Source organism: Sinorhizobium arboris LMG 14919 (assembly GCF_000427465.1).
GTDB classification, from domain to species: domain Bacteria; phylum Pseudomonadota; class Alphaproteobacteria; order Rhizobiales; family Rhizobiaceae; genus Sinorhizobium; species Sinorhizobium arboris.
In genome coordinates this window covers 801,942-820,314 of the sequence record NZ_ATYB01000014.1, presented here as the reverse complement: position 1 = coordinate 820,314, position 18,373 = coordinate 801,942, and the positions used below count along the sequence as shown (strand labels likewise).

At 61.8% G+C, this 18,373-nt stretch carries 19 protein-coding genes; 12 read left to right on the top strand and 7 right to left on the bottom strand.

The window, feature by feature from the left end; genetic code table 11:
* Positions 1-727 precede the first annotated feature (727 nt).
* Positions 728-1,069 carry a DUF2147 domain-containing protein gene (locus tag SINAR_RS0115035; protein ID WP_027999869.1) on the top strand — a complete coding sequence of 114 codons (342 nt, stop codon included), beginning with the start codon at positions 728-730 and terminating at the stop codon, positions 1,067-1,069.
* A 156-nt stretch (positions 1,070-1,225) separates the two neighbouring features.
* Here SINAR_RS0115035 and SINAR_RS0115030 read toward each other — a convergent pair whose 3' ends face one another.
* Positions 1,226-1,927, bottom strand: coding sequence for a glutathione S-transferase family protein (locus SINAR_RS0115030; protein WP_027999868.1), 702 nt, complete (start codon positions 1,925-1,927; stop codon positions 1,226-1,228).
* A 234-nt stretch (positions 1,928-2,161) separates the two neighbouring features.
* Between SINAR_RS0115030 and SINAR_RS1000000135410 the strand changes: the two genes are divergently transcribed.
* The 4 genes from SINAR_RS1000000135410 (at position 2,162) to SINAR_RS0115005 (ending at position 4,500) form a co-directional block, all read left to right on the top strand.
* Positions 2,162-2,335, top strand: coding sequence for a hypothetical protein (locus tag SINAR_RS1000000135410; protein ID WP_027999867.1), 174 nt, complete (start codon positions 2,162-2,164; stop codon positions 2,333-2,335).
* 13 nt (positions 2,336-2,348) lie between these two features.
* Positions 2,349-2,522 carry a hypothetical protein gene (locus SINAR_RS1000000135405; RefSeq protein WP_027999866.1) on the top strand — a complete coding sequence of 58 codons (174 nt, stop codon included), beginning with the start codon at positions 2,349-2,351 and terminating at the stop codon, positions 2,520-2,522.
* 75 nt (positions 2,523-2,597) lie between these two features.
* Complete coding sequence (locus SINAR_RS0115010; RefSeq protein WP_027999865.1) at positions 2,598-2,918, top strand: YnfA family protein; 321 nt, start codon at positions 2,598-2,600, stop codon at positions 2,916-2,918.
* 79 nt (positions 2,919-2,997) lie between these two features.
* Positions 2,998-4,500 carry an AMP nucleosidase gene (locus SINAR_RS0115005; RefSeq protein WP_027999864.1) on the top strand — a complete coding sequence of 501 codons (1,503 nt, stop codon included), beginning with the start codon at positions 2,998-3,000 and terminating at the stop codon, positions 4,498-4,500.
* A 43-nt stretch (positions 4,501-4,543) separates the two neighbouring features.
* Here SINAR_RS0115005 and SINAR_RS0115000 read toward each other — a convergent pair whose 3' ends face one another.
* On the bottom strand, positions 4,544-5,494 hold the full coding sequence (locus SINAR_RS0115000; protein WP_027999863.1) for a lysylphosphatidylglycerol synthase domain-containing protein: 951 nt from the start codon (positions 5,492-5,494) through the stop codon (positions 4,544-4,546).
* A gap of 95 nt (positions 5,495-5,589) precedes the next feature.
* Between SINAR_RS0115000 and SINAR_RS0114995 the strand changes: the two genes are divergently transcribed.
* Together SINAR_RS0114995 and SINAR_RS0114990 are read left to right on the top strand one after the other, a co-directional pair.
* Entirely contained in the window at positions 5,590-6,609 is a 1,020-nt protein-coding gene (locus SINAR_RS0114995; RefSeq protein ID WP_027999862.1) for a glycosyltransferase family 2 protein, read from the top strand.
* Entirely contained in the window at positions 6,602-8,089 is a 1,488-nt protein-coding gene (locus SINAR_RS0114990) for an ArnT family glycosyltransferase (RefSeq protein WP_027999861.1), read from the top strand. Before SINAR_RS0114995 ends, SINAR_RS0114990 begins: the two co-directional genes overlap by 8 nt.
* Positions 8,090-8,105: 16 nt before the next feature.
* On the opposite strand, the gene SINAR_RS0114985 is transcribed toward SINAR_RS0114990, so the two are convergent.
* Both SINAR_RS0114985 and SINAR_RS0114980 read right to left on the bottom strand, forming a co-directional pair.
* Positions 8,106-9,032, bottom strand: a complete 927-nt coding sequence (locus SINAR_RS0114985; RefSeq protein ID WP_027999860.1) for a diacylglycerol/lipid kinase family protein — start codon at positions 9,030-9,032, stop codon at positions 8,106-8,108.
* A 152-nt stretch (positions 9,033-9,184) separates the two neighbouring features.
* Entirely contained in the window at positions 9,185-9,562 is a 378-nt protein-coding gene (locus tag SINAR_RS0114980; protein WP_027999859.1) for a winged helix-turn-helix transcriptional regulator, read from the bottom strand.
* 99 nt (positions 9,563-9,661) lie between these two features.
* Between SINAR_RS0114980 and SINAR_RS0114975 the strand changes: the two genes are divergently transcribed.
* Entirely contained in the window at positions 9,662-10,675 is a 1,014-nt protein-coding gene (locus SINAR_RS0114975) for a zinc-binding alcohol dehydrogenase family protein (protein WP_027999858.1), read from the top strand.
* A gap of 73 nt (positions 10,676-10,748) precedes the next feature.
* On the opposite strand, the gene SINAR_RS0114970 is transcribed toward SINAR_RS0114975, so the two are convergent.
* From SINAR_RS0114970 to SINAR_RS0114955, 3 genes are all read right to left on the bottom strand, one after another.
* A complete protein-coding gene (locus tag SINAR_RS0114970; protein ID WP_027999857.1) occupies positions 10,749-11,636 on the bottom strand; it encodes an ABC transporter permease in 888 nt (295 codons plus the stop codon).
* A 262-nt stretch (positions 11,637-11,898) separates the two neighbouring features.
* Entirely contained in the window at positions 11,899-12,897 is a 999-nt protein-coding gene (locus tag SINAR_RS0114965; RefSeq protein WP_027999856.1) for an ABC transporter substrate-binding protein, read from the bottom strand.
* 600 nt (positions 12,898-13,497) lie between these two features.
* Positions 13,498-15,162 carry an electron transfer flavoprotein-ubiquinone oxidoreductase gene (locus SINAR_RS0114955; protein ID WP_027999854.1) on the bottom strand — a complete coding sequence of 555 codons (1,665 nt, stop codon included), beginning with the start codon at positions 15,160-15,162 and terminating at the stop codon, positions 13,498-13,500.
* Positions 15,163-15,433: 271 nt separating this feature from the next.
* Here SINAR_RS0114955 and SINAR_RS0114950 point away from each other — a divergent pair, with 271 nt between their 5' ends.
* The 4 genes from SINAR_RS0114950 (at position 15,434) to SINAR_RS1000000135390 (ending at position 18,249) form a co-directional block, all read left to right on the top strand.
* Entirely contained in the window at positions 15,434-16,723 is a 1,290-nt protein-coding gene (locus SINAR_RS0114950) for an Hsp70 family protein (protein WP_027999853.1), read from the top strand.
* Between the two features lie 127 nt (positions 16,724-16,850).
* Positions 16,851-17,738, top strand: coding sequence for a uracil-DNA glycosylase (locus SINAR_RS0114945; RefSeq protein WP_027999852.1), 888 nt, complete (start codon positions 16,851-16,853; stop codon positions 17,736-17,738).
* Positions 17,739-17,879: 141 nt separating this feature from the next.
* Positions 17,880-18,056 carry a hypothetical protein gene (locus SINAR_RS1000000135395; protein WP_084617437.1) on the top strand — a complete coding sequence of 59 codons (177 nt, stop codon included), beginning with the start codon at positions 17,880-17,882 and terminating at the stop codon, positions 18,054-18,056.
* Between the two features lie 37 nt (positions 18,057-18,093).
* Positions 18,094-18,249, top strand: coding sequence for a hypothetical protein (locus SINAR_RS1000000135390; protein WP_084617435.1), 156 nt, complete (start codon positions 18,094-18,096; stop codon positions 18,247-18,249).
* Positions 18,250-18,373: the final 124 nt, after the last annotated feature.

Sequence of the window (18,373 nt, the reverse complement as noted above, 5' to 3'; positions counted from 1 at the left end):
GTCCGTACGCTCGAGCGTCTCGGCGGCCGCACCGTCGAAGGCGATCCGCTGCTCGAGTTCCACGAGCATCGAGGCATAGCGGGCGGCCGTCCTCCCCCCGACCCTGCCGGAATTCCCGCCGTTGCTTTTCGAACCGTCGAAACGCTCGTTCATCGAACCTACTCCTGCCTCCGCAGCATTCACTATTACCGGCGGCTGCGATGCACATTCCCGCAGTCACCCTCACCACGATAACCGGAAATCTCCGCCCCATTCTCTCATACATACAAGAAAATGAATTCTTTTTAGCAAAGGATAAGAAAGCCAGAGATTCCTTCCGCGGGATTGTCCTCCACGCCATAGCAAACATCAAGTCTCGATATGGATTATTCCGGAGATGGCAAGCGCACGTTTTTATTACTATTCATACCCTGTTCGATTTTTAATCTGCTGGAATCGATATCCTTTCCTGACGAAGATCAAAATTACATAACATTATCGTGAACTCCGGCCGATCCCCGTTCCGGCATCCGTGCACGGCTGCCGCCCAGGCGTACCAGGAGACGAACCGGCCGTTGCGGATGAACGGCGTCATGGCAGCAACGAATCGCAGGATCCTTGCAGCTCGGCACCTTTACCTTCACGTACGCGTAAGATACCCTGCTGCGGAGAGCGAACGACCGGCGCCTTCACAGGACAGGTGCGGAATGCGATCGACAGGGAAACAGATGCGTCAGCAGGAGACCGAATGATTCGCACATTGCTAGCCGCGGCGGCGCTTGGCCTTGCCGCAGCCGCCACGACTTATGCCGCCGAGCCGATCGTTGGAAACTGGAAGACGGCAAGCGGCTCCACGGCAGTGATCGCACCTTGCAGCCAAGGCTTCTGCGTCACGCTGAAGACCGGCAAGCACGCGGGCAAGCGTGTCGGCACGCTGACGGGAACCGGCGGCACCTATAGCGGCGTGGTGACCGATCCCGAAAACGACAAGACCTATAGCGGCTCGGGCTCGGTCGACGGCAATCTCTTGAAAATGCGAGGCTGCGTGCTGAAGGTGCTCTGCAAATCGCAAACCTGGACGCGCCTTTAGGGCCTTTCGTCACGAGGAAAGATGCGGGCGGTTCTGCGCCGGCGTCCCGCATCTCGTTTTGCTGGAATCGATCGCCATGATTTCTCGTCGATCCGACCTGAAATCATCGCGATCCGGGGCATAGGGCCCGAAGCCGGAACCAGGGCCAAAACAGGTTCAGCGGGCGCGCTGCCCGAAGAGGACCTTCTGAGCTTCCTTGTCCTCGGCAAGGTTCTTCTGGCGGGCCCGCTCCTCCTTGCCCACCTCGATCGCCTTTTTCACCGCCGGTCGCGCAAGCACCGCGTCGAACCAGCGCTTCAGGTTCGGGAATTCTTCGAGATCCTGCCCCTGGTTCTCGTGCGGGATCACCCAGCCGACGGCGGCCATATCCGCGATCGAATAATCTCCGGCGAGAAACGCCCTGTCGGCGAGCCTCCTGTTCATCACGCCGTAAAGGCGGTTCACTTCATTGGTATAGCGGTCGATGCCGTAGGCGATCCGTTCCGGGGCATATTGGCGGAAATGGTGCGCCTGACCCGCCATCGGGCCGAGCCCGCCCACCTGCCAGAAGAGCCATTGCTCGACGTCGACACGGGCGCGTTCGTCGGACGGATAGAACTTGCCGTATTTGCGGCCGAGATACTGCAGGATCGCACCTGATTCGAACACGGAGATGGGCTCGCCACCCGGGCCGTCGGGATCGACGATCGCCGGCATCCGGTTGTTCGGCGAGATCTTCAGGAAGTCCGGTTGGAACTGATCGCCCCGGCCGATATTGACATAGTTGACGACGTAGGGAACGCCGAGCTCCTCCAACATTATGGTGATCTTCCAGCCGTTCGGCGTGGCCCAGTAATAAAGCTCGATCGGAGCGGTCATCGCGTTCTCTCCTGATTTGTCGGAAGGACTGACTTAGGAACACGACGGCTCAACGACAAGGCCGCGGTCCGAAGCGCATTTGTTCGAGCGCATGGTGGTTCTTCCAAACCGCTGCATCGTTCCGCATGGCGAAGATGAACGCCAGATGAACGGACATCTCAGCAAGAGTTCAGTTTGGTTGTGCGAAAAGACGATCAATCGATTTGAACGTGTCTCGCTTCAACGGACGGAACCATGGACATTCTCGCTCGCCGCCTCACCATCATCAGCCTGCTCATGGTCGTCTTCGCGATGACGCTCGCAGCCGCAGTCGGCGCCGATACGGAGCGCCGCCGCCAGAACACCTATATCGGATCGCTCACGGATTGCACCGCTCACACGGCGCAATACTGCCGAGCCAAACTCTGAAGGAACCCGTGGAATGGCCGCGCTCGTCTCCTCCGCCATTCTCTCGCTCCGGCTCCTGATCCTCACGGGCCTGCTGATCGGACCGATCGGAGCGGTCGCTTACAGCAAGGCCGCCGGCTACGGCATCGGCAAGAACGGTGCCGGCTTCGTCCTTTTCGTCACCCTTCAGCGCCAGGCCATGAGCTGATCTCGAGGTACCGCTTTCGGTCCTTGCATATCGGTTGAAAGTCCGGTCCTCTCTTTATGGGGAGGATCCGAAAACATGCCCGCATACACTATCTATCTTGTCGCAGCTCTTGCCGAAATCGCCGGATGCTTTGCCTTCTGGTCGTGGCTGAGACTCGGCAAATCCGCCTTGTGGCTCATTCCCGGCATGGTTTCGCTAGCGCTTTTCGCCTGGCTGCTGACGATGGTGGACGCGGCAGCGGCCGGCCGCACCTATGCCGCCTATGGCGGCGTCTACATCGTCGCGTCGCTCTCCTGGCTCTGGCTTGCGGAAGGCGTCCGGCCGGATCACTGGGACATGACGGGCGCCGCCGTGGCGCTCGCCGGCAGCGCGATTATTCTCGCGGGGCCTCGCTGAAGTACAACGTGCGGCACTGCAGAACAAAAAACGACAGGCTTGTCGTTTGCTTGTCGAAAGGTGCAGCATATAATGCGACATGAACAAACGAATCTCTTCAAACTCCGTCCTCTCCGTCGCCACCCCTGAACCTTTCGAGCCGCAGCTCTTCGACGATCCGGCCGAGGCCGTCGATTGTCTGGAAGCGCTTTACGAACGCAACACCCGTTTCCTCTGCGAAGCCTTCGAAGGTCTCGGGAAAACCGGCAGGCCCCTCACCCGTTTCCGTGCCTGCTATCCGCAGGTCAGCATCGAGACGAGCAGCTTCGGACACGTCGATTCACGGCTTTCCTTCGGCTATGTCAGCGCGCCCGGCGTCTACACGACGACCATCACCCGGCCCAAACTGTTCCGACACTATTTGAAAGAACAGCTCGGCCATCTCATGCGCAACCACGGCGTCGGCGTCACGGTGTCGGAGTCCTCGACACCGATCCCCCTCCATTTCGCCTTTGGCGAAGGGGCGCATGTCGAAGCGTCTGCGGCCGAAAGCATCGACATTCCGCTGCGCGACCTTTTCGACGCGCCGGATCTCACGACCACCGACGACGAGATCGCCAACGGCTCCTACGAGCCGGGACCGGGAGAACCGTCGCCGCTCGCGCCCTTCACCGCCCAGCGCATCGACTATTCGCTGGCGCGCCTCAGTCACTATACCGCGACCAGCGCCAGGCACTTCCAGAACTTCGTGCTTTTCACGAACTATCAGTTCTATGTCGACGAGTTCTGCGCCTGGGCGCGCCAGCAGATGGCGGAGGGCGGCAACGGTTACACCGCCTTCGTCGAACCCGGCAACATCACTACGCCGGCGGGTGCCGACCGGCCGGATGCCGACTATTCGCTCGCCCGTCTGCCGCAGATGCCCGCCTATCACCTGAAGAAGAAGGGACACGGCGGCATTACGCTCGTCAATATCGGCGTCGGCCCCTCCAACGCCAAGACGATCACCGACCATATCGCCGTGCTGAGGCCGCATGTCTGGCTGATGCTCGGCCATTGCGCGGGACTGCGCAACAGCCAGCGGCTCGGCGACTACGTTCTGGCGCATGCCTATATGCGCGAGGATCACGTGCTCGATGACGATCTGCCGGTCTGGATTCCGCTGCCCGCACTGGCAGAGGTGCAGGTCGCGCTGCAGGACGCCGTTGCCGAAGTGACGGGCTATAAGGGATACGACCTCAAGCAGATCATGCGCACGGGCACGGTCGCGACCATCGACAACCGCAACTGGGAACTGCGCGACCAGCGCGGGCCGGTCAAACGGCTCTCGCAGGCCCGGGCCATCGCGCTCGACATGGAATCGGCTACCATCGCCGCCAACGGGTTCCGCTTCCGCGTCCCCTACGGAACGTTGCTCTGCGTGTCCGACAAGCCGTTGCACGGCGAACTGAAGCTGCCCGGCATGGCAAGCGCCTTTTACCGGACCCAGGTGAGCCAGCATCTGAAGATCGGCATCCTGGCACTGCAGAAACTGGCGGCAATGCCACCCGAGAAGCTGCATTCACGCAAGCTCAGAAGCTTCTACGAGACCTCGTTCCAGTAGGACGTTTCGCGCTTTCACCCGGCTCTTGCGGCTGCGAAGCCTTTCACGCTTTCGGCCGCAGGAGGAGTGACAGCAGCGTGCCGGCCACCGCCGACACGATGACCAGGAGGTGGGCATTGACGCTGGCACGCCCGAGCGTTTCGAGCGTCGCCCGATCCGCTCCGAAGGAGACCGCCCCCGCGACGATTGCCGCCGCGTAGGTTCCCACACCCGCCGGCCCGTGCACCGGCAGGACGGAAGACAATTCGCCTCCGAGCGCCCCGCCGAAAGAGGCGGCGAGCGGCGCGACCCCCATGATCGCGAGCACCCAGGCGAGAACGACGACCTTTACCGCCCAGTTCAGCATCGTCATGGCCCAGGCCCGCAGGAAAGCGGGGATGTCGACCGGCAGGCCTGCCTCCACCTCGTCCAGGAGCGGACCGACCTTCGCCGGCGCGAAACGGCGCATCGCCGCGAGAGCTTTTTCCTTCAGCAGAAAGAAGGCAAGAGGCGACAGAAAGGCGAGCAGCCAGAGAACCCAGGCGATCACCCCATGGCCCGGCCCGGCCACCAGACCGACCGCAGCGACGGTGAGCAGGGCATGCAGATCCAGAAGCCGCATGACGAAGAGCGCCGATGTGCCGCGCACCAGCGGCACGCCGAATTCACTTCGCATGAGCAGCGGAAAGCTCGTTTCGCCGGCTCTGAACGGCAGCATGATGTTGAGCAGATTGTGAACCTGGGTCACGCGGAAGAGAGACAGAAACCGCCCCCTGGTTTCTCCCGGGAAGTAGTCGTGGATCCGATAGCAGCGGATGAAATAGGTGGCGACGAGAAGCGATAGCGCAGAGAGGACCGGCCCGACGCCGATTTCGGCCCATTGCCGCAGCAGTGCCGGCCAGCCCCAGATCCCCTCTACGAAGATCGCATAAGCCGCGATTGCCGCCACGGAAATCAGTGCCAGACGGTTGCGCGCGAGCCACGACCGCCGGCTGCGCTCCCAGTTCGTATTCATCGAGACCGTTTTCCTGTATCAGCAATGCGATTCGACATTGGTTATAACCTCATAAGTATGCAAGAAAACCTGCAAGCACACCGGAGACTGCCCCCTTGAATCGCATCGAAGAACCCGTGAAGCCGACGACCGAAGTCCTAGAGGGCGTCGAGCTCTCCATAGTCGTGCCGGTATTCAACGAGGAAGAGAGCGTCGGGCCGCTCGTCACGCGCATCCGGACGGCAATGGCCGGGTTCCTGAAGTCATGGGAGCTTATCCTCGTCGACGACGGCAGCACGGACCGAACCTTGCCGAATGCGCGCAAGGAGCTTTCACATCCGGATCTGCAACTGAAGATCATCGAGCTCCAGAAGAATTTCGGCCAGACAGCCGCAATGCAGGCGGGGATCGACGCGGCCTCCGGCCGGCTGATCGCGACGCTTGACGGCGACCTCCAGAACGATCCCGCGGACATTCCCAACATGGTCGCGGCGATAGAAGAGCGCGGGCTCGATCTCCTTGTCGGCTGGCGGAAAAACCGGCGCGACGCACTGATCCTGCGAAAGATTCCCTCCTGGTGCGCCAATTTTCTGATCGGCAAGATCACCGGCGTGAGATTGCACGACTATGGCTGCAGCCTGAAGATCTACCGGGGTTCCATCATCAGGCAGGTGAAGCTGATGGGGGAAATGCATCGCTTCATCCCCGCCTGGGTGGCGGGTGTCGTGCCGAGCAGCCGGATCGGAGAGATGCCGGTGACCCATCACGCGCGCCATTTCGGCACCTCGAAATACGGGATCTCGCGCACGTTCCGGGTTATTCTCGATCTGCTCGCGGTCTTGTTCTTCATGCGCTACAAGGCGCGGCCGGGTCACTTTTTCGGCTCCATCGGCCTTGCCGCCGGCTGTCTCAGCGCGCTGATCCTGTTCTATCTTGCGATAGACAAGTTCATCTTCGGCAACGACATCGGCACCCGTCCGATGCTGATCGTCGGCGTGATGCTCTTCCTCTCCTCGATCCAGCTGATCACGACAGGCATTCTCTCGGAGATGATGGCGCGCGCCTATTTCCGCGACGACGAAACGACGAGCTACATCGTCCGGCAGACTTTCGAGCGGGAGCAGCCGGATGCTTGAAGCGGACAATCGGCGGCCGGGAGCGGTCGCCCTGGCGGTTGCCGGCTATTTCCTGCTGTGCATCGTCCTGCGGATATCCGTCTCGAGTTCGCTGGAGATCGACGAGGCGGAGCAGGCCTTCCTTTCGCAATTTCTCGAACTCGGATATGGGCCGCAGCCACCCTTCTACAACTGGCTGCAATATGGCCTGGCAAAGCTGATCGGGACGTCGCTTGCAACGATGACCATTCTAAAGAACGGGCTCCTGTTTCTCTTTTGCCTGTTCTACGGCCTTGCGGCGCGGCTCGTGCTGCCAGACCGGCGCCTGGCAGCCGTCGCAATGCTCGGCGTTCTTACGCTGCCGCCGGTTTTTCTGCTGGCGCAGCGCGATCTCTCGCACACGGTTGCAGCACTCTTCACCGTCTCGCTGTTTCTTTACGGTTTCCTGCGGACGCTCAAGAGGCCCAGCCTCTTCTCCTATATCCTCACCGGCGTTGCGGTGGGGCTCGGCCTGATGGCAAAGTACAACTTCGCTGTCGTCCCGCTCGCGGCGATCATCGCCGTCCTGCCCGAACGAGAGCTGCGGGCGCGGATCTTCGACTGGCGCATTCTGCCGGCGATTGCGGTGGCAGCGCTCATCGTTCTGCCCCACGCCTACTGGATGCTGCAGAATCTCGGTTTCGCATCGGGCGGAACCTTGAACGAGATGAGGGAGCGGGAGGCGGAGGGGCGTCTGCTTCAGGCCTTTTACGGCGTCTATTCGCTCGGCTCCGCCATCGTCAGCGGCAGCCTGGTGCCGCTGCTGGTCTTCGGCCTCGTCTTTGGCGGCAAACTCCGTGCAATCTGGCAGGCGGAAAGCCAGTGGAGCAGGATCGTAGGGCGGATGCTCGGCCTTTGCCTGATTGCGGTCCTCATCGTCGTACTCAGCGTCGCCGCAACCCATGTGCGCGAAAAATGGCTGGTCCTCTTCCTCGTTCTCATCCCGCTCTATCTATGCCTGAAGATCGAAGCGGCGAATATCCACTTCGCCGACAGTCTCAGGCGTTTCTTCCTGCTGGTCTCCGTCATCGCCGTAGGCGCACTCGTCATCGTATCGGCGCGCGCCGTCGTGCGGCCCTGGTTCGGCGACTATTCGAGGCTGAATATACCCTACGCCGCCTTCGCCGAAGCGGTGGTTCAGGCGGAAGGCGGTCAACCGGCGCTTATCCTCGCCAATGACAAACAGATTGCGGGAAATCTCCGAACGCAGTTCGGCGAGGCACAGGTCACGATGCCAAGGCCCTCGAATGCGCTTCCGGTCGATGGGTCGAGACGGCCCCTTCTGGTCGTCTGGCACGATGACGCACAACCGGAAGCACCCGTTCCCGATCTGCTGCGAGACGCTCTCTCCGCGCTTGGTATCCCGGAGGCAGCCGTGGCGCCGCGCCACCTCGCCTTGCCCTATCTCTACGGGAACGGCCCGGATCGCTACAGCTTCAGCTACATCTGGATCGCGGAATAGACGCCCTGGAAAACCGCTACGCGGGCTTGCCGGAGTTGCTCTCCTGCGAGCCGACCAGCAGCTTCAATTCGCCCGGGTGAATGCGCAATGCAACCTGACCGCTTCTGATCGGAACGAGTTCGCCATCGATGACGCAATTGATCTTTCGGTCCATCTTCGGAAAATGCAGATCGACCGTGAGAGCGCTCATCTCGGTGATCAGCGTGCTGCTCCTGAATTTCCCGCGCAGGATGTCGAAGGAGAGTTTTGCCACGCCGGCCGGGCTTAGCGGCGGCGCCGTGTAGAAGCCGAGGTGGCCGCTCGTCAGGTCTTCCGCATACATCAGCGTGTCGTGGCCGAAATGATTGTTTGAGACGGAAATCGCCGAAACATGCCGGCGCTCGCGGTGCCCGTCCGCGTCGAACTCGATCTCGAAATCGGGTGGATTGAAAATGGCGCCGATGGCGGCGCGTGTGCTGGCGCTGATCTTCCCTAGCCGCGACGCGAAACGGTAGGATTGGCGGTAGCGCACCATGCGGGCGTGAAGGCCCATCGAAAACTGATGCACGAATGCGCGGCCATCAGCACTACCGATGTCGGCATCGATGATCCGGCCCTTGGCCAGCACTTCCGGAACCTTCCAGATATCGAGCGGCAGCTTCAAGGAGCGGGCGACGAGATTCATCGTCCCGGCGGGAACGATACCCAGCGGCATGCCGGTTTTCCAGGCGACTCCTGCCGCCGACGAAATCGTGCCGTCGCCGCCGCCGGCGACAATCGCATCGAGATCGTCCCGCCCGCAGGCAGTCTCCAGCGCATCTCGCACCTCATCCGCTCCGACCACGGCGATTTCGATCTCGTGGCCGGCAGACCGAAAGTCCTCCTCGACCCTCGTGCTGTAGGCACCCATGTCCGTCGTTCGAAAAGTCCCCCCATCTCGATTGAAGATGGCCTTGACTTTCAATGGCTGCTGCCTCCGTCATGCGCGTGCGCTCAGCTTCTCAGATAAGTGCGGCAGCGGGGGTTTCCAGAGCGGTGCGACGAAAAGTGCGGGCGGTCCTTTCCTTCGGATTGCAGCGGTTTAAACGAAGCGGTCAGGCGCGCTTGAGTTCGGGCTCAGGTGGATTCGTGCGGCTTCAGTGTCATGCTGTCGCCGTCGCAGCGAACGTTCTCCTCGCCCCAGGCTTTCAGAGCCATTATCACCGGCCTCAGGCTTTCTCCCCTCGGCGTCAAGGCATAGTCGACGCGCGGCGGAACGACCGGAAAAACCGTGCGCGACAGAAGTTCCGCCTCCTCCAGTTCCCGCAACTGCCTGGTCAGCATCCGCGGCGTCACGCTCGGCAGTCTCCGGCGGAGTTCGTTGAAGCGCAGCACGCCTTCGACCATCAGATGATAGAGGACGACCCCCTTCCATTTTCCGTCGATGAAACACAGCGTCGACTCGACCGGGCAGCCCGGAAAGGTGTTCGTCAGCTTCGTGCGTGAACGGGACATACGGTATCCTTTTCGACACTATAGGCTAAATTTGTGCATTCTTGTGCTGGCCGAGCATAGGGCCCATGTAGCTCCTGTTCAATTTCAAAGGAGCATTCCATGCGTGCCGTTGCCTACAAGACACCGCAACCCGTCGCCAACGAGACGGCGCTGATCGATGTGAACCTGCCGGTGCCGACACCGGGGGAGCGTGACCTCCTGGTGGAAGTCAAGGCGGTTTCCGTCAATCCGGTCGATACCAAGGTACGCGCCGGCGTTCAGCCGGAGCCGGAGCAACTGAAGGTTCTCGGTTGGGATGCTGCCGGCGTCGTCACAGCGGTCGGCCCGAAGGTCACGCTGTTCAAGCCCGGCGACGAGGTGTTCTACGCCGGCGCCATCGACCGGCCAGGGACCAATGCGGAGTTTCACCTTGTCGACGAACGGATCGTCGGACGGAAGCCGCGATCGCTCGATTTCGCTGCTGCGAGCGCTTTGCCGCTTACCGCGATCACCGCCTGGGAGGCGCTCTTCGACCGCCTCAAGGTAAACGATCCCGTGCCCGGGGCAGCGAGTGCAGTGCTGATCATCGGGGGCGCCGGCGGCGTCGGCTCGATCGCCATCCAGCTGCTGCGCGCCCTGACCAATCTCACCGTGATTGCGACCGCTTCACGCGCCGAAACGCGCGAGTGGGCATTGAAACTGGGCGCCCATCACGTACTCGACCACAGCCGTCCGCTTGCGGCGGAGGTGGAGCAGCTCGCTCTCGGCGCGCCGGCTTTCGTGTTCTCGACGACCAAGACCGACACGCATATCGACCAAATCGTCAAGCTGATTGCACCGCAGGGGCGCTTCGCGCTGATCGACGACCTGCCCGTTCTCGACGTGGTGCCGTTCAAGCGCAAATCCGTCTCGATACACTGGGAGATGATGTTCACCCGCCCGCTGCTCCGAACGCCGGACATGATCGAGCAGCACAATCTCTTGAACCGGGTTGCGGAACTGGTGGATGGCGGCAAGATCCGCACGACCTTGACGGAGACGCTCGGTCCCATCGACGCGGCAACGCTCCGAAAGGCGCATCAGATGATCGAAACCGGCCGCACGCGCGGCAAGCTGGTGCTCGCCGGATTCTGATGCCGGCAGGCGCTGGACCTTCGACAAGGCCCCTCCCCAACTCGTGGGGAGAGGCAAGCTCGGGAGCCGCGTCCTATCCGTGGATGATCTCGCGGTGTCGCTGGAGCCGACGCCCATAGGCCTGGCTCACCCGGTCGAAGATGATCGCGATCCCGACGATGGCGAGGCCGTTGAAGATGCCGAGGGTGAAATACTGGTTGGCGATCGCCTTCAAGACCGGCTGGCCCAGGCCCTGGACGCCGATCATCGAGGCGATGACGACCATGGCGAGCGCCATCATGATCGTCTGGTTGATCCCGGCCATGATCGTCGGCAGCGCCAGCGGCATCTGAACATTCTTCAGCTTCTGCCAATTCGACGAGCCGAAAGCGTCCGCCGCCTCCAGCACATCCTTGTCGACGAGGCGTATACCGAGATTGGTCAGGCGGATCATCGGCGGGATCGCGTAGATGACGACGGCGATCAGCCCGGGAACCTTGCCTATGCCGAGCAGCATCACGACGGGAATGAGATAGACGAAACTCGGCATCGTCTGCATGACGTCGAGCACCGGATTGACGATGTTCTGGAACCGATCGGAGCGCGACATGATGATGCCGATCGGTATTCCGATCGCTATCGACAGGACCGTACAGACGAAGATCATCGAGATCGTCTTCATCGTGTCGTCCCACATGTCGAGATAGCCGATGACGAGCAAGGTAGCTACGGCGCCCGCGACGACCTTCCAGTTGCGGCTGGCGAACCATGCGATCAGTGCGATCAGTATCAGGATGATCGGCCAGGGCGTTCGCGTCATGAAACGTTCGGCGTGAATGAGGAAGAACTGCAACGGATCGAAGAAGGATTCGATTGCGTCGCCATAGGCGCGCGTGAAGGTGCGGAACCCTTCATCGATTACCTTCTTCAGCGCTCGAAGCCGATCGTCGTCCATATGCGGAAATGTGGTCAGCCATTCCATATCTTGATTCCCCTTCGCATTCTTTTGGGCAGCCTATGGTTGTTCTTGTTTTGCTGCCGGGCCTTCACACGCTACGCGCGGTGTAATCGATGAAGCTCCGCGATCTTATTCTCAAACCGACATGCGGTGAACGAAATCTTGCGCCGCCTTCGAAAACGACGCGCTTCCGGATGGAAAAACCGGTACACGCGTTTCCCGGAAACGCTGCAGAACATAAAAAACGGCGCGCTTTTACGCGCGCCGCTCATTCGAGGAGAGTCGATCAGAGCGCAGCCTTGATCTTCTCGGCGACTTCAGGAGAGACCCACTTGGTCCAGAGGTCCGGGTTCTCCTCCAGGAAGTGCTTCGCGCCCTCCTCGCCGCTCGCCTGATTGTCGGTCATCCAGGCCATGAGCTTGTTCACCGTGTCATTTGTCCAGGCGCGGGTGTTGAGATACTCCATGGCCGGTCCGGCGCGGTCGGCGAATTCCTTGGTCACCAGCGTCTGGACTTTGTCCTTCGGCCAATCGTTCTTCTTCGGATCCGGGCAATCCGCGACCGTATTGCAGCGCTTCCATTCGGCCATGTCATTCGGCACGCCGTGCTCGAGCTTGACCATTTCGTACTTGCCGAGCAGCGCCGTCGGAGCCCAGTAGTAGCCGACCCAGCCCTGCTTGCGCTCATAGGCCTTGGCAATCGAACCGTCGAGGCCGGCTGCCGAGCCGGTGTCGACCAGCGTGAAGCCCGCCGCCTCAGCCCCATAGGCCTTGTAAAGCTGCGTCGTCACCACCGTGCCGCCCCATCCCTGAGGACCGTTGAAGATCGCGCCCTTGCTCGGATCTTCCGGATCCGGGAAGAGTTCCTTGTGCTTCAGGACGTCATCGATCGTCTTGATGTCCGGATTGGCATCGACGATATATTTCGGCACCCACCAGCCTTGGACGGCGCCATCCGAAAGCGCGACTGCGGCGCCTACGAGCTTGCCTTCCTCGAGACCGCGGTTCACCACGTCCGGCAGCAGGTCGACCCAGCCTTCCGGCGCGATGTCCGGCTCGCCCTTCTCGATCATCGAGGTGATGGTCGGCACAGTGTCGCCGACGACGAGTTCGGCGTTGCAGCCGTAGCCTTCGGTCAGGATGAACTTGTCCACACTCGCCAGGACTTCGGCGCTCTGCCAGTTCATGTTGGCAATCGTCACATCGCCGCATTCCGCCGCCGATGCCGCGCTGCCGAGTCCCAGAAGACCAGCGGCCAGGCACGTCGTTGCAAAAAGTTTCTTCATTTCGGCTCCCTCTGTTTTGGCGGTGTCTCTATGACAGGCTGCCAGCCTCACCGCAGTCGCTGGCAGTGAATGGAACAAGCATCCGCCCCGGCCCGAGGCCGGAGCGCGACAACTCGCGGGGTCAAACGATAGCTATGCGCACCGATGCCGCCCACATTGCTATCTTGTCTTTCCGGCAAACACTTTCCCATTTGCGTCAGCGGCCGACATTCCTGCCATTTCTCAAACTACACAAATAATTGATGGGTTTAACCCCCTTTTTTAAATTCACTTGCCGGCGCCGCCCCGCCCTGCGCGTCGGAACGTGGATGATTGAAGAGACGCATGCGAAAAGGCCGGCGATCGCCCGCCGGCCTTTTCGCAGTTGCAGCTGGTGGTCCGGCAGACCGGTCCTTCGCCGCGCATTTCTCCTGGCGGGAGTCCGTGCGGCCGACCTGTCCGAACATTCACATGTTCGGATAGACCGGGCCTTCGCCGCGCTCTTCTCCTGACGGGGGTCCGTGCGGCCGACCTATCCGAACATTCACATGTTCGGATAGACCGGGCCTTCGCCGCGCTCTTCTCCTGACGGGGGTCCGTGCGGCCGACCTATCCGAACATTTACATGTTCGGATAGACCGGGCCTTCGCCCCCTTGTGGCGGCACCCAGTTGATGTTCTGGTTCGGGTCCTTGATGTCGCACGTCTTGCAGTGGACGCAGTTCTGGGCGTTGATGACGAAGGTCGGCTGGCCGTCCTTCTCGACCCACTCGTAGACGCCGGCCGGACAGTAGCGTGACGAGGGACCGGCATAGACCTCGTATTCCGAGCGCTTCTGCAGATCCCAGTCCTTCACCTGCAGATGCACGGGCTGATCCTCCTCGTGATTGGTGTTCGACAGGAACACCGAGGAGAGCCGGTCGAAGGTCAGCACCCCGTCCGGCTTCGGATAGTCGATCTTTTCATGCTCGGCCGCCGGCTCGAGCGATTGCGCATCGGTCTTGCCATGCTTCAGCGTGCCGAAGAAGGAAAAGCCGAAGAGCTGGTTCGTCCACATGTCGAGGCCACCCAGGGCGACGCCGATCGCGGTGCCGAACTTCGACCACAGCGGCTTGACGTTGCGGACCCGCTTCAGGTCCTGACCGATGGCGCTCTCGCGCCAGCCACGCTCGATCTCGATCGGCTCGTCATTGGCGCGGCCTTCGGCGATCGCCGCCGCGAGTTTCTCCGCCGCGAGAATCCCGGACAGCACCGCATTGTGACTGCCCTTGATGCGCGGCACGTTGACGAAACCGGCCGAGCATCCGATCAGCGCCCCGCCCGGGAAGGACAGCTTGGGCACCGACTGGTATCCGCCCTCGGTAATGGCGCGGGCGCCATAGGAAAGGCGCTTGCCCCCCTCGAAAGTGCCGCGGATCGCCGGATGCGTCTTGAAGCGCTGAAATTCCTCGAACGGATAGAGATACGGATTCTTGTAGTTGAGATGGACGACGAAGCCGACGGCCACCAGATTGTCCTCGAGGTGATAGAGGAACGAGCCGCCGCCGGTCTTCATGCCGAGCGGCCAGCCAAAGGAATGCTGCACGAGGCCCGGTTTGTGATTCTCAGGCTTCACCTCCCAGAGCTCCTTCAGGCCAATGCCGAATTTCGGCACGTCGCGGCCCTCGTCGAGCTTGTATTTGGCGATCAGCTGCTTGGCGAGCGAGCCGCGCACGCCCTCGCCGATGAGGGTGTACTTGCCGAGCAGCGCCATGCCGCGGGCGAAGTTCGGTCCCGGCTCGCCGCTCCTCTCGATGCCCATGTCGCCAGTGGCGACGCCGATCACCGCGCCCTCGTCGTTGTAAAGCACTTCGGTCGCCGCAAAGCCCGGATAGATCTCGACGCCGAGCGCCTCGGCGTGGATGGCCAGCCAGCGACAGACATTGCCGAGCGAGACGATATAGTTGCCGTGATTGTTCATCAGCGGCGGCATCAGGACGTTCGGCAGACGCACCGAACCTGCGGGGCCGAGGAAAAGGAAATGATCGTCGGTGACTTGCGTTTTGAACGGGTGATCCGGCTCGTCGCGCCAGCCGGGCAGAAGCCGGTCGATGCCGATCGGGTCGACCACGGCGCCCGAGAGGATATGCGCGCCCACTTCGGCGCCTTTTTCCAGGACGACGACCGAAAGCTCCGGATTGACCTGCTTCAGCCGGATGGCCGCGGCAAGCCCCGCCGGACCCGCCCCGACGATCACCACGTCGAATTCCATGCTCTCGCGTTCGGGGAGCTCTTGCTGCTCGGTCATCACACTCTCCAGTTTTTGCCGGTCTTCCGCCGGCTCCGTCCCGGCCAAATCACCCCGTCATGACAAATGCAACAGGCGTTGTCGAGCCGGGATGCGACAGACTGTCCCTGCATTTGCGCATGACTTCATGAGTCTCTTATGTTACCTGCACGTAAACGTAAATAGATTTGCTCCGGATCGGGCCGGTTGGCGGCTTGCTTTTGCCGCGTTCGCATGCGAGGAGGCCCGCCCCATCCCGCAAGCCGCACCACCCGAAAAGACGGAGACGATCATGGCATCCGCCCTAGGCCTCGACTTCGGCACGACCAATTCCGTACTGGCGCAGGCCGAAGGCGCATCGACACGCTCCATCATCGTGGAAAGCCCGGTGGGAAGATCGGACACGACGCGGACGGCGCTTTCCTTCCTGAAGGACGCAGGTCCCTCGCCGATGAAGGTCGAAGCGGGCCAGGCGGCAATCCGGGAATTCATCGACAATCCGGGCGAGTGCCGCTTCCTTCAGTCGATCAAAACCTTCGCTGCGAGCGCGCTCTTCCAGGGCACGCTGATCTTCGGCAAACGCTACGAGTTCGAGGACCTGATGCAACGCTTCCTGGCGCGGCTCAGAGACTATGCCGGCAGCAACTGGGAGCCCGCCTTCAGGCGTGTCGTGGTCGGTCGTCCGGTGCAGTTTGCAGGCGCGAATCCGGACGAGAAACTGGCCCTCGAGCGCTATAATCGCGCGCTTACCCGCATCGGTTTTCCAGAAATTCATTACGTGTACGAACCCGTGGCGGCCGCCTTCTATTTCGCGCGCAGTCTTGATCGGGATGCGACTGTACTCGTTGCCGACTTCGGCGGCGGCACAACCGACTACTCGATCATCCGCTTCGAGAGTCGGGCTGGGCGCCTGACGGCGACTCCGATCGGGCATTCCGGCGTCGGCATCGCGGGTGACCATTTCGACTTCCGGATCATCGATAACATCATCTCGCCGCTTATCGGAAAGGGGAGTCTGTTCAAGAGCTTCGACAAGCTGCTTGAAGTGCCGTCGAGCTACTACGCCAATTTCGGCCGCTGGAACCAGCTTTCGATCTTCAAAACGCTGAGGGATTTCACCGAATTGAAGAAGCTGGTGCGCGCAAGCCTGGAGCCGGAAAAGCTGGAGTCCTTCGTGGAACTCATCGAGCATGACGAAGGCTACCCCCTCTATCAGGCGGTCTCGGCTACCAAGATGCGGCTCTCACAGGAGGAGGAGACCGAATTCGCCTTCGCGCCGCTTGGCGAGCGCGCACGCCGTACCGTTCGCCGGGAAGAGTTCGAAGCCTGGATCGCGCCCGACCTCGCCCGCATCGGGGAGGCGCTTGACGAAGTGCTTTCAAAGACTGCGACCTCGCCCGGCGCGATCGACAAGGTGTTTCTGACCGGCGGGACGTCCTTCGTGCCGGCGGTTCGCCGTCTCTTCGAGAACCGCTTCGGATTAGAGCGTATCGAGAGCGGCGGCGAGCTTCTGTCGATCGCCCATGGCCTCGCGCTCATCGGCGAGCGCGACGATGTTGAGTCGTGGACCGCGGCCGCCTGAATGCCCTCATTGTCGCTGCAGCGCCGCGCTGTAGCACCTCGAATGGCTGCATGCATCTGTCCCTGATCGAAAGCGACTTAAGGAAACATCCAGTGGACCGTCCCCGCCGATCTGTTACATTCGCGCCATGATCTCGGCCAACGACCTCTCCCGCTCCGAACTTGCCGCCCTTCTCGCCTTCCACGCGGAAGCGGGGGTCGAATGGCTGCTCGAGGACGCGCCTGTCGACCGGCTGGCCGAATTCGAGGCGATGAGAAGCGGGCGCGCGGAATACCGCGCGGCGCCGCCAGCCAGCGAGACGGCAGTCGGGCGTCAGCAATCCGCGCCACCCGCCAACACTTCGCGCGAACCCGGCACGTCTCGCGAGCGTCGTCCCGCCGCGCCTCCGGCGCCCCTTCCGGCGGTAGCGATACCCGACGAACAGGCCGTCCGGGAGGCACAGTTCGTCGCGGATGCGGCGCGGTCGCTCGGGGAGCTGCGGACCGCGATGGAGGCCTTCGCCGGCTGCAATCTCAGGAACAGCGCCCGCAATCTCGTCTTCGCCGAAGGCAATGCCACTTCCGGAGTCATGATCATCGGTCCCATGCCCTATGGGGACGACGACCGCGACGGCAGGCCCTTTGCTGGAAGGCACGGCGAGATGCTCGAACGTATGCTGTCCGGCATCGGCCTCTCGCGGGAGAACGTGCTTCTCGCCAATGCCGTGCCCTGGCGGCCGCCGGGAAACCGCGTTCCGAGCGCTCGGGAGGCGGATATCTGCCGCCCGTTCATCGAGCGTCAGATCGCGCTCGCAGAACCCAAGCAGCTGCTGCTTCTCGGCAACTTCACCGCCCGCTTCTTCTTCGGCACCGGTGAGACGATCCACCAGATGCGCGGCGACTGGCGAGAACTCACCATTGGTAGCACCAGAATACCGACAGTCGCCACCTTGCACCCCCAGGACCTGATCGCGGCTCCGATCAACAAGCGCTTCGCCTGGCTGGATTTGCTGGCGTTCAAGTCCCGCATCGGCTGACGATAGGACAATCCGATTCATGAATGAGTCATGAAAAAAGCCATGCGATTTGCGCATGTCTGAGCGGCGTTTTAACGCATTGCAAAATCGATGCTGCAACGCAATATAGGGCAACGGGAGGAATGGATAAGGAACTGAACCATGACGGCCCGTTACCGCCCGATTCACAGCAGCTTCGAGACGCTCCGCTACGCCGGCGCCGCCTCGCGGACGCCGTTCGACCGTTTCGGCACGGCTGCCAACGAGCAGATGACTGCAATCGGCCTTGCGCGGACGACCCGTCCGGCGCAGATCTTCGCCGAGTTCATCCAGCGCTGAACGACGCCGCGACGGAACGACGCAGGAGAGAACGATCATGTCCAAGCCGCTCGACAGCATTCGCGGTCTCGCCGATGCGATCTCCGATATCCGCACCGCCGTCCGCGCATCTCGCGAGTACAGCCGGCTGAGCATGGCCAGCGACGGCCGGCGCGCCCATGACGGCGCGGCGAGCCGGTTGCTGCCGAGCTAGCCTTTCCTTCCCGGCTGCGCCATTTCACCATTTCCTGTCGCAATCGACAGCGCCCCGGAACTTCGTTACAGCCACTCTCGATTCCGTTTGAGGAGCGACGAAGTTCATCGGCCGAAGCCGAAAC